The organism is Phycicoccus elongatus Lp2 (assembly GCF_000367525.1).
In the GTDB taxonomy this organism is placed as follows: Bacteria; Actinomycetota; Actinomycetes; order Actinomycetales; family Dermatophilaceae; genus Phycicoccus_A; species Phycicoccus_A elongatus.
In genome coordinates, this window is the sequence record NZ_HF570956.1 from 1,813,322 (window position 1) to 1,824,869 (window position 11,548).

Here is an 11,548-nt window from a genome sequence, read left to right on the forward strand (position 1 = left end):
GCGCTGCCCGCGATTTGCTCCCTCTCGACTGGCGGGGGTGGACTGAGCCCGTGGGGGTGGGCAGGGCCCAGGTGCGGGTGGAGTAGGAGCCCAGTGCGGGTGGACACGAGCCAGCGGGGCGAACCTCAGCTGGGCTTGGGCGCACCCTTGCGGGCGTACCGCCACCAGGTGAGCACGACGCAACCGACGGCCCAGACAACTCCGATCCAGTAGAACGGCACGACACCAAGGAAGTTGATGCCGACACCGAAGAGGAACGGCCCGAAGGCAGCAATCGCCGCGGTCCAGCCGATGACGCCTCCGGCCTGCCGCTTCTCGAAGATCATCGGCATCTGCTTGAAGGTCGAGGCGTTGCCGATGCCGGCGAAGAGGAAGATCGCGAGCATGCCGTAGAGGAACTGGTTGAAGCCGGCATCCAGGGCCGCCGCCGACGAGGTGTCCGGCGTGAGCGCCGGGATCGTGTAGATGATCGAGCCGATCAGGCCGACGCCGGAGATGAGCGTCCAGATCGCGCCACCCATGCGGTCGGTCAGCGGCGAGAAGGCGAAGCGCGCGACGGCACCGATGAGCGGGCCGAGGAAGACGAACTTCACGGCCTCGGGCACGGCATACCCGGCGACGAGCACCTTCGCCGCGGCACCCGAGCCCGACACGATCTCCGCGTTGCCGGCGCCGTAGAGGTTGATCATGAGCAGGCCGAACTGCGCCGACAGACCCGAAAAGGTGCCGAAGGTCATGATGTAGAGGATCGTCATCCACCAGGTATCCTGGTTCTTGAAGATGTCGAACTGCTGTTTGATGTTGGCCTTGATCGGGACCGACTTGAGCATCGTCCACGCCAGGACCGCGCCACCGATCATGAGCGGGATCCAGACGAAGGCCGCGTTCTGGTACCACACGGTCTGGTCGGGCTTGCCCGGGAACTTCATCTGCTGGCTGCCGCCGAAGACCGCGAGCGCACCGATGGCGATGAGGTAGGGCGTGAGCAGCTGGACGATCGAGACACCGAGGTTGCCGATGCCGGCCTGCAGGCCGAGCGCGGTGCCCTGCTTGGACTTGGGGAAGAAGTAGGACGTCGAGGGCATCAGGCCCGAGAAGGCGCCACCGCCGATGCCGGCGAGGAAGGCCAGGACCATGAGCTCCCAGTAGGGAGCGGTCGGCTCCATGACGCGCACACCCCACCCGAGGGTGGAGGGGATGAGCAGCAGGGTGGTGATCGTGACCAGCTTGCGGGTGCCCAGGATGGGCGGCATGACCATCCACAGGATGCGGAGCAGACCGGCGGCCAGACCGGGCATGGCGGCCATCCAGTAGAGCTGGCCCTTGGTGAAGGTGTAGCCGACGGAGGCCAGCTTGGGGATGATCGCGCTCGGCAGGAACCACGCGATGAACGCGAGGGTCAGGCAGAAGGTCGTGATCCACAGGGTCTTCCAGGCGAGTTTGGAGTCCCAGGTGGCCTCGTTCTCGGGGTCCCAGGCCTCGAGCCACTCGCCCTTGCGGGCCGTGCTCGTGCTCATGTGCTTCTCTCCTTGCGGTTGAGCCGGTATGCCGCGGGGCGCGGGTCCCGGGGAATCGATGGGTGTCGGGGGTGGTGTCAGCTGGCGGTGGCGGCGCCCGAGGGGGACTCGAGGTGCCGCGAGAGGTCGGGGGATTCCTTGTGGAGCATGTGCACGACGGTCCAGTGCATCCAGATCGCGCAGGCGGCGGTGAGGAGGAAGAGGACGAAGAAGGTGCTCGTCGGGAAGCCGCTCCACTGCTTGGAGTAGGCGAACAGCGGCGGCAGGAAGAAGCCGCCCAGGCCCCCGAACATCCCGACGAGGCCGCCGACGGAGCCGACGTTGTCGGGGAAGTATTCGGGGATGTGCTTGTAGACGGCGGCCTTGCCGATGCCCATGGCGCAGCCGAGGACGAAGACGACGAAGGCGAAGACGGGCAGGCTGATCGAGTAGGCCAGGTGGTTGCTCTGTGACCCATCGGCGTGGGCGATGACGATGTGCCCGTTGGGCATCATGAGCAGGCCAGAGGCGAGGAGCATGACGCCGAAGGTCCAGTACATGACGCGGCGAGCCCCGAAGCGATCACTGAACCAGCCTCCCACGGGTCGCAGCAGCGAGGCGGGGAAGATGAAGGTGGTGGTGAGGAGCGCGGCTTCCTTGAGTTCGATGCCGAAGTTGTCGACGTAGTACTTGGGCAGCCAGGCCGACAGGGCGACATAGGCACCGAAGACGGCCGCGTAGTAGAGGCTGAAGCGCCACACGCGCATGTGCTTGAGGGGCACGAGCATCTCGCGGATCGGCTTGCCCTCGCCGGCCATCTTGTCGCGGCGCGGGACGATGACGAAGGTCAGGATCGCGACGACGACGAGCGCGACGGTGTAGATCGCGGGGAAGATCCGCCAGCCGCCCTTGAAGATCCCGAAGTACACGTGGCCGGCAGTGCCGGCGAGGATGCCCGGGACGAGCAGAAGGAGGAGCTTGGTGACCGAGGCGCCGACGTTGCCGGCGCCGAAGACGCCGAGCGCGAACCCCTGGCGCTCCTTCGGCGTCCACGCCGAGTTCCAGGCGATGCCGACCGAGAAGAGATTGCCCGCGAAGCCGACGAGGAAGGCGAGCACCAGCAACACGGCATATGACCCGGCGCGGGTGAGGAAGAAGCAAGGGATCGCGGTGAGCAGGAGCATCGCGATGGTGACAACACGCCCCCCGATGCGGTCGGTCAGGATGCCGGCCGGCAGGCGCCAGAGGGAACCGTTGAGGACGGCGACGGCGGACAGCCAGGCCAGTTGTGGGTCGGTGAGGCCGAACTCCTTCTGGATCGGCACGCCGAGGATCCCGAACATGAGCCACACGGCGAACATCAAGGTGAAGGCGATCGTCGACATCCACAGGACGCGGGTCGCGCTGCCCTTGGTCTCGACGCCGGCGGCGGTGGTCATGTCTCCTCCATTTGAATGACTGTCTTCCTCTAAACCAAGAGGAAGGTACACCCGAGCCATGCCCTCCACAAATCAGGCAAACCTCAGTGATCGTGCGCCGTAGCACAATGCGCGGGTTTCGACGATTCGTTTGACCCGCCATCGACGAAGATATATAAAGGACAAAAGTCATTCAAATAAGAGGAAGGGATGCCGTTGAGCACCACCACGCCCGACGTCGCCACCCTCCTCGGTTCCCCCGTGCGCCGCCTGCTCGTCGACACCCTCACGACCCGGGGATCGATGACGGCCGCCCAACTCGGCGAGATCGTCGGCCTCCACGTCACGACGGTCCGCTTCCACCTCGACCAACTCGAGGCCGGAGGCCTGCTCACCTCCTCCTTCCTGCGCAGCGGCGGGGCCGGCCGCCCCAAGAAGGTGTATGCCGCGGCGACCGGATCGCTGGCCACCGACCGTCGCGACAGCGAAGGCGTGGCCATGCTCGCCGAGCTGCTGGCCGAGGTCCTGCGCCCCGGTGAGGACGGCGAGCCACCCACGCCGCACGAGGCCGGGCGCCGTTGGGCCGTCGAGCACGTGCCCGAGAGCCACGAACCTCCCGCCCAGACGCCGGGCCGCTGGATGGGCAAGGTCGGCGCGATGGTCGACGTCCTGGGCCAGTGGGGCTACACCCCCGAGGTCTCGCTGACCGAGGGCGGGCGCACGGCCCGCATCAACCTGGCGCACTGTCCCTTCATCGACCTGGCCAAGAAGAACCCCGCGGTCGTCTGCGGCATCCACCGTGGCCTGATCGCCGGCGCCATGGAGCAACTCGGCGAGGGCGAGGCCGAAGTCAGCCTGGAGCCCTTCGTGGCACCCAACCTGTGCCGCGCCCATGTCACCGCTTCACTGCCACTTCGCCCCTGACTCTGCAACCATCGGGTGGCAAGACCACCCTCACACGAAGGAATTCCACGATGACCACCGAACCGGGCCTGGACGGTCCCCTCATCTCGGCCCTCGTCGGCACCCGACGGTTCTTCACCAAGGCTGCGGTGTCGCAGGACCGACGGACCATCGACTACCAGGGTGGTCGGCAGGGTGACTCCTTCTACCGCGACCGCTGGGCCCACGACAAGGTCGTCCGCAGCACGCACGGCGTGAACTGCACCGGTTCGTGCAGCTGGAAGGTCTACGTCAAGGACGGCGTCATCACCTGGGAGAGCCAGCAGACCGACTACCCCAGCACGGGCCCGGACAAGCCGGAGTACGAGCCCCGCGGCTGCCCCCGCGGCGCGGCCTTCTCCTGGTACACCTACTCCCCCACCCGGGTCCGCTACCCCTATGTGCGTGGGGTCCTCCTCGAGATGTACCGCGCTGCCAAGGCCGAGCACCCCGACCCGGTCGATGCCTGGGCGAGCATCGTCACCGACCCCGAGAAGGCGCGCGCCTACAAGAGCGTGCGCGGCAAGGGAGGCCTGGTCCGGTCGACGTGGGCCGAGGTCGACGAACTCATCGCCGCGGCATACGTCCACACGATCGAGGCGCATGGCCCCGACCGGATCGCCGGCTTCTCCCCCATCCCCGCGATGTCCCCGGTCTCCTATGCCTCCGGCGCCCGCTTCAACGAACTCATCGGCGCCCCGATGCTCTCCTTCTACGACTGGTATGCCGACCTGCCCAACGCCTCGCCGCAGATGTTCGGTGACCAGACCGATGTCCCCGAGTCCGGCGACTGGTGGGACGCGGGCTACCTCATCATGTGGGGCTCCAATGTCCCGTTGACCCGCACGCCGGACGCCCACTGGATGACCGAGGCGCGCTATCGCGGCCAGAAGGTCATCGCCGTCGCGCCGGACTATGCCGAGAACGTGAAGTTCGCCGACGAGTGGGTGACGACCGCCCCCGGCACCGACGGTGCCCTGGCGATGGCCATGGGTCACGTCCTGCTCAAGGAGTACTTCGTCGACCGGTCCATCGACTTCTTCACCGACTACAACCAGCGCTTCACCGACGTGCCCTTCTTGATCACGTTGGAGGACAACGGGTCTGGTGCCTACACGCCGGGCAAGTTCCTCGTGGCGGGGGATGTCGACGGTCACGCCCAGGCGTCCTCGGAGAACGCGATGTGGAAGCCGATGGTCATGGACGACGCGACCGGTGAGGTCGTCGCCCCCAATGGGTCGATCGGCTTCCGCTACGGCGAGGAGGGGATGGGCAAGTGGAATCTCGACCTCGGTGACGTCACCCCACGCCTGAGCATGTATGCCGCGGGCTCGGCAACGCAGGAGGCCGTCACCGTGATCCTGCCGCGCTTCGACACCCCCGACGGCTCGATGGCCGACAAGGTGCGCGGCGTGCCGGTGCACCGTGTCGGAAACCGGCTCGTGACAACAGTTCTCGACCTTCTGCTCGCCCACTACGGCGTCGAGCGCGCGGGGCTGCCCGGCACCTGGCCGACCGGTTACGACGACGCGGCGGCGGCAGCCACCCCGGCGTGGGCCTCGGCAATCACCGGCGTCCCGGAGGAGCAGATCACCCGCTTGGCGCGCGAGTGGGCGCAGAACGCGATCGACACCAAGGGTCGCGGGATGATCCTCATGGGTGCCGGCACGAACCACTGGTACCACTCGGACCAGATCTACCGGGCGATGCTCGTCCTCACCTCGATCACCGGCTGCCAGGGCCGCAACGGTGGCGGCTGGGCGCACTACGTCGGGCAGGAGAAGGTCCGCCCGATCATGGGCTTCCAACACATGGCCTTTGCCCTCGACTGGGTGCGGCCGCCGCGGCACATGAACCAGACGGCCTATTGGTATGTCAACACCAGTCAGTACCGCTACGACACCTTCGACGCCGACGACATCAACGGCGGCACCGGTCTCTTCAAGGGTCGCAGCACGATGGACCTGCTCGCGCAGGCCGCCCGCCTGGGCTGGGCGCCGTCCTACCCGCAGTTCAACAAGTCGAGCCTGACGGTCGCGGACGACGCGGCGGCTGCGGGAGTGGCCGCACCGGCATACGTTGCGGCGCAGCTGAAGTCGGGCGAACTCAAGTTCGCGATCGAGGACCCGGAGGCGCCCGAGAACTTCCCGCGCATCCTGTCGCTCTGGCGCGCCAACCTCTTCGGCTCCTCCGCCAAGGGCAATGAGTACTTCCTCAAGCACCTGCTCGGCACCGACAACGCGGTCAAGGCGACCGAGGCCGGTGAGGAGCACCGTCCCGAGGGGATCGTGTGGCCGGAGAAGGCGGGCGAGGGCAAGCTCGACCTGCTCCTGACGCTCGACTTCCGGATGACGAGTTCGACGCTCTTCTCCGATGTCGTCCTGCCCGCGGCGACGTGGTACGAGAAGCACGACATCAACACCACGGACATGCACCCCTTCGTCCACTCCTTCAACCCGGCCATCGCGCCGCCGTGGCAGTCCAAGAGTGACTGGGAGACGTGGAAGGGCATCGCCAAGAGGTTCAGCGAACTCGCCAAGGACCGCCTCGGCGTCCGCAAGGACGTCGTCGCCAAGCCGCTCTGGCACGACACCCCCGAGGCGATGGCGACCGTCCACGGGCGCGTCCTCGACTGGGGCAAGGGTGAGTGCGAGCCGGTGCCCGGCAAGACCCTTCCGGCCCTCGTCGAGGTGGAGCGCGACTACGGCGCGATCTACGACAAGATGATCGCGATCGGCCCCCTCATGGAGAAGGTGGGCATGCTCACCAAGGGCGTGGCCTACAACGTCGAACGCGAGATGGGTCAGTTGCGCGAGCGCTTCAGCACGGTGCGCACCGGCGTCGCGGCCGGCCAACCCAAGATGGAGACCGACATCCAGGTCGCCGAGGCGATCATGTACCTCTCCGGCACCTGCAATGGGCACCTCGCGACCCACGGCTTCAAGTTCCTCGAGAAGCGCACCGGCCACGAACTGCACGACCTGTCGGCCGAGCACGAGGGCAAGCAGATCACCTTCGCCGACACCCAGGCGGCGCCGGTGCCGGTCATCACCTCCCCGGAATGGTCGGGGTCGGAGACGGGCGGGCGGCGTTACAGCCCCTTCACGATCAACATCGAGCGCTCCAAGCCCTTCCACACCCTGACCGGTCGCCAGCAGTTCTACCTCGACCACGACTGGATGATCGGGATGGGCGAGGCGATGCCGGTCTACCGACCACCGCTGAACATGACCAAGCTCTTCGGCGAGTCGCCGGTCGGCACCCAGAGCGAACTCGGGGTCTCGGTCCGCTACCTCACGCCGCACAACAAGTGGTCGATCCACAGTGAGTACCAGGACAACCTCTTCATGCTCTCGCTCTCGCGCGGTGGCCAGACGATCTGGATGTCCGTCGAGGACGCCGACAAGATCGGGGTCAAGGACAACGACTGGATCGAGGCGGTCAACCGCAACGGCGTGGTCGCCTGCCGGGCCATCGTGTCGCACCGGATGCCGGAGGGCACGGTCTACATGCACCACGCGCAGGACCGGCTCATCGACGTGCCCCTCACCGAGACCGACGGCAAGCGCGGCGGCATCCACAACTCGCTGACGCGCATCCTGGTCAAGCCCAGCCACATCATCGGCGGCTACGCCCAGCACGCCTACTTCTTCAACTACATCGGCCCGACCGGCAACAACCGGGACGAGGTCACGACGATCCGCAAGCGGACTGCGAAGGTGGAGTACTGACATGCGCGTCATGGCCCAGATGGCAATGGTGATGAACCTCGACAAGTGCATCGGGTGCCACACCTGCTCGGTGACCTGCAAGCAGGCGTGGACCAACCGCAACGGCATGGAGTACGTCTGGTTCAACAACGTCGAGACCCGGCCCGGCCTGGGCTACCCCCGGCGCTGGCAGGACCAGGAGGAGTGGAAGGGCGGCTGGACCCTGAAGAACGGCCACCTCCAACTCAAGACCGGCGGCCGCCTGCAGAAACTCCTCAACATCTTCAGCAACCCGAAGATGCCGGGGATGGACGACTACTACGAGCCGTGGACCTACGACTACGAGACCCTGCTCAATGCCCCCCTGCAGAAGAATTTCCCTGTCGCACAGCCACACTCGCTGATCACCGGCAAGACGATGAACGTCAAGTGGTCGGCCAACTGGGACGACGACCTCGGCGGCGCGCAGGAGTACGCCCCCAAGGACCCGATGCTCAAGGGCATCGAGGACAAGGTGAAGTTCGAGTTCGAGAAGACCTTCATGTTCTACCTGCCGCGCATCTGCGAGCACTGCCTCAACCCGGCGTGCGCGGCGTCCTGCCCCTCCGGCGCGATCTACAAGCGTGAGGAGGACGGCATCGTCCTGGTCGACCAGGACAAGTGCCGCGGCTGGCGCATGTGCGTCAGCGGCTGCCCCTACAAGAAGGTCTACTTCAACCACAAGACCGGCAAGGCCGAGAAGTGCACCTTCTGCTACCCGCGCATCGAGGTCGGCATCCCGACCGTGTGCTCGGAGACCTGCGTGGGCCGGCTGCGCTACATCGGGATCATCCTCTACGACCCCGACAAGGTGCTCGCGGCGGCCTCGGTCGAGGACGACCAAGCGCTCTACGAGGCGCAGCTCGGCTGCTTCCTCGACCCCTTCGACCCCGAGGTGCAGCGGGCTGCCGAGCAGCAGGGCATCCCGATGGACTGGATGGAGGCCGCCCGCAAGAGCCCGGTGCGCCGCCTGATCCAGGACTACAAGGTCGCCCTGCCACTCCACCCGGAGTACCGAACCATGCCGATGGTCTGGTACGTCCCGCCGCTCTCCCCGGTCGTCGACGTCGTCAAGGACACCGGCCACGACGCCGAGGAGATGGGCAACCTCTTCGGGGCCATCGACGCCCTGCGCATCCCGGTCGAGTACCTCGCCGGGCTCTTCACCGCCGGTGACATCGAGCCGGTCAACGGTGTCCTGCGCAAGCTCGCCGCGATGCGGTCCTACATGCGCGACATCAACCTCGGCCGCGACCCCGACGCTTCGATCCCCGAGGCCGTCGGGATGGGCGAGGAGGAGATGTACGAGATGTTCCGTCTCCTCGCGATCGCCAAGTACAACGAGCGCTACGTCATCCCCACCGCGCACGCCGAGCAGGCCCACCGCCTCGAGGAGATCGGCACCGACTGCGCCGTCTCCGCCTACGACCACAGTGGCGACGCCGAACCCTTTGGCGTCGGGTCCGGACCCGAGGTCCGGATCGCGGTCGAGGACCTGCGGATTCGCACGGCCCGCATGAAGGACGACGCATGACCGCCCTCATCGATCGGGTCTGGAAGCGTCACCGCCGCGCCGAGCCGTCGTGGGCATCGGACGACGTCGCCGCGACCTGGCAGCTGGTCTCGCTCCTCCTCGACTATCCCACCGACGATTTGGTATGCCGCGCAGCCGAGTTGGCGTCCGTGGCGGCGGCGCTGCCGCCGGCGCTGGGAGGCGGGCTCACGGCATACCTCTCGGAGGTGGAGGCCACGGATCTCGGTGTGCTGCAGCGTGATTACGTCGACACCTTCGACGTGACGCGCAAGTGCGCCCTGCACCTGACCTACGCGACGTGCGGCGACACCCGGCGCCGCGGCGTGGCCCTCGTGCAGTTCAAGCAGGCCTTCCGGGCCAGCGGGGTCGAACTGGACGACGCCGATGCCGAGCTGCCCGACTACCTGCCGATCGTGCTCGAGTTCGCCGCGCTGACCGACCGTGAGGCCGGCTGGAAGTTGCTCACCGACCACCGCGTCTCCATCGAGCTCCTGCACCGCGCCCTGGCCAAGCGGAAGTCCCGCTGGCTGCCGGTCGTCGAGTCATTGCGGGCGACCCTGCCCGTGCTCGACGGCACCGACGAGGAGGCCCTCGCGCGCCTCATCGCCGCGGGCCCGCCCAGTGAGGAGGTCGGCATCGACGGCGCCCTCGATCCCTATGTCGCTGTGCCACAGAGTGGTTCGGCCGACGCCTTCCACCCGGGACCACAGTCCCTCGGATCCACGATTCCCGTAGGAGCCCCGCGATGAGCACCTTTCTCTGGGTGATCTTCCCCTACCTCTGCCTGGCCGTCTTCGTCGTCGGCCACTGGTGGCGCTACAAATACGACAAGTTCGGCTGGACGACGCGGTCGAGCCAGCTCTACGAGGACAACCTGCTCAAGTGGGGCAGCCCGCTCTTCCACTTCGGCATGCTCGGGGTCGTCGGTGGTCACATCATCGGCCTGCTGCTGCCGAAGGGGTGGACCGACGCCATCGGCATCTCCGAGGAGACCTACCACGCCTTCGCGTTGGGCGGCGGGCTCGTCGCCGGTGCGATGACCTTCGTCGGGTTGGTCATGCTGATCTATCGTCGCCGGACGGTGCGTCCCGTCTTCAAGGCAACGACCCCGATGGACAAGGTCATGTACCTCTTCTTGGCCGGCGTCATCCTGCTCGGCTGCTGGAACACTGTCGCGTCGGTCATCTTCGACTCCCACTTCAACTATCGCGAGAGCGTCTCGCCGTGGTTCCGCCAGATCTTCTGGTTCCAGCCCGATGCCTCACTCATGACGGGTGCGCCGCTGGGCTTCCAGGCGCACGCGCTCCTCGCCTTCGCGCTCTTCGCGCTCTGGCCGTTCACCCGGCTGGTGCATGTCTTCTCGGCGCCGGTCGGCTACCTGACCCGGCCCTACATCGTCTACCGGTCCCGCGGCAGCAAGGTCCAGGACGGCCTGGGCAATCGCAGCGGCAGCCCGACGTGGGAGCGCCCGAGCCTCGACGACGCCAAGCGATGAGCGACCTGGCTGCTGCCGAGACCCAGTGGCACGACTGGATCGAGGAAGCCTGTGACGCCCTCGATGTCGACGCCTCGCTCGTCGACGTGAAGACCATTCACGGGCTGACCAAGCGCATCGCCCATGGCTACGACCGCCCCATGGCACCGGTCGGGGCCTTCATCCTCGGACTTGCCGTCGGCGGTCGCGAGGGCGCTGACGTGGGTGCGCTCAGGGCAGTGCTGGAGTCGACCATTCACGGTCGCCACGAAGAGGAGGCGTGATGGCAGAGGGCATCTCCATCGGTGGTCGCCCAGCCGAGGACGCACCCGCACCATGGGAGGCGATCCCCAGCGAACCGGGCGCTCCGGCGGTGGTCGACCTCACGGCATACGGGGAGGGGCTGTTGGCCCAAGCGCGCGCCGACGCCCGCGGCAAGGCGAGCGCTCCGGTCCTCAAGAGCGAGCGCCAGCGTGCACTGCTCGTGGCCCTGACCGTTGGCGCTGGCCTGGCCGAGCACTCCTCGCCACCGGCCGCCTCGCTGCACGTGCTCTCGGGTCGCTTCAGGCTGTATGCCGGTGACGTCGAGTGGATCTGCGGCCCGGGCCAGTTGGTGGCCATTCCGCCCGAACGGCATGCCGTCGACTGCCTCGAGGACGGCGTCTTCCTGCTCACCGTCACCCCGCCCGCGCGCTCCTGAGGGCCTTCGCCCACCCTTCCCAAGGTCGCCCCGCCGCGGCCCCTGCCAGCGCCCCTCCCCCCGCTTCCCCCGGGTCGAGAGGGAGCAAATCGCGGGCAGCGCGTTGCGCTGCCCGCGATTTGCTCCCTCTCGACTGACGGGGGTTGGTGGGGTGGCCCGGGTCTGGCGGGGTTGGTCGTCCTGTAGGGGATCAGCCGTGCTGGGCCGGGTTGAAGCCGGCGCGGCGGGGGGGGGG

Annotated in this window: 9 protein-coding genes; 7 read left to right on the forward strand and 2 right to left on the reverse strand. The window is 67.2% G+C overall.

Translation table 11 applies throughout. From position 1 onward, the window contains the following. Nucleotides 1–125 precede the first annotated feature (125 nt). Nucleotides 126–1,517: an MFS transporter gene (locus BN10_RS08585; RefSeq protein WP_010850845.1), complete on the reverse strand. Its 1,392-nt coding sequence runs from the start codon at nt 1,515–1,517 to the stop codon at nt 126–128. A 77-nt stretch (nt 1,518–1,594) separates the two neighbouring features. Beyond that, nucleotides 1,595–2,935 carry an MFS transporter gene (locus BN10_RS08590; protein ID WP_010850846.1) on the reverse strand — a complete coding sequence of 447 codons (1,341 nt, stop codon included), beginning with the start codon at nt 2,933–2,935 and terminating at the stop codon, nt 1,595–1,597. A 189-nt stretch (nt 2,936–3,124) separates the two neighbouring features. Between BN10_RS08590 and BN10_RS08595 the strand changes: the two genes are divergently transcribed. The 7 genes from BN10_RS08595 to BN10_RS08625 are packed head-to-tail and all read left to right on the forward strand — an operon-like array spanning nt 3,125 to nt 11,313. Next, a complete protein-coding gene (locus BN10_RS08595; RefSeq protein WP_010850847.1) occupies nt 3,125–3,838 on the forward strand; it encodes a helix-turn-helix transcriptional regulator in 714 nt (237 codons plus the stop codon). A 50-nt stretch (nt 3,839–3,888) separates the two neighbouring features. Continuing rightward, on the forward strand, nt 3,889–7,587 hold the full coding sequence (locus BN10_RS08600) for a nitrate reductase subunit alpha (protein WP_010850848.1): 3,699 nt from the start codon (nt 3,889–3,891) through the stop codon (nt 7,585–7,587). A 1-nt stretch (nt 7,588) separates the two neighbouring features. Next, complete coding sequence (gene narH, locus BN10_RS08605) at nt 7,589–9,139, forward strand: nitrate reductase subunit beta (RefSeq protein WP_010850849.1); 1,551 nt, start codon at nt 7,589–7,591, stop codon at nt 9,137–9,139. Then, the gene (gene narJ / locus BN10_RS08610) at nt 9,136–9,888 is read left to right on the forward strand and encodes a nitrate reductase molybdenum cofactor assembly chaperone (RefSeq protein ID WP_010850850.1); all 753 of its coding nucleotides are present in this window, start codon (nt 9,136–9,138) and stop codon (nt 9,886–9,888) included. Before narH ends, narJ begins: the two co-directional genes overlap by 4 nt. Continuing rightward, nucleotides 9,885–10,634 (forward strand): respiratory nitrate reductase subunit gamma, encoded by a 750-nt coding sequence (narI, locus tag BN10_RS08615; protein ID WP_010850851.1) that lies wholly within the window; start codon nt 9,885–9,887, stop codon nt 10,632–10,634. The genes narJ and narI overlap by 4 nt, the downstream gene beginning before the upstream one ends. Then, entirely contained in the window at nt 10,631–10,897 is a 267-nt protein-coding gene (locus tag BN10_RS08620; protein WP_010850852.1) for a DUF6457 domain-containing protein, read from the forward strand. Before narI ends, BN10_RS08620 begins: the two co-directional genes overlap by 4 nt. Beyond that, nucleotides 10,897–11,313 (forward strand): cupin domain-containing protein, encoded by a 417-nt coding sequence (locus BN10_RS08625; protein ID WP_010850853.1) that lies wholly within the window; start codon nt 10,897–10,899, stop codon nt 11,311–11,313. Before BN10_RS08620 ends, BN10_RS08625 begins: the two co-directional genes overlap by 1 nt. The last annotated feature ends 235 nt before the right edge of the window (nt 11,314–11,548 follow it).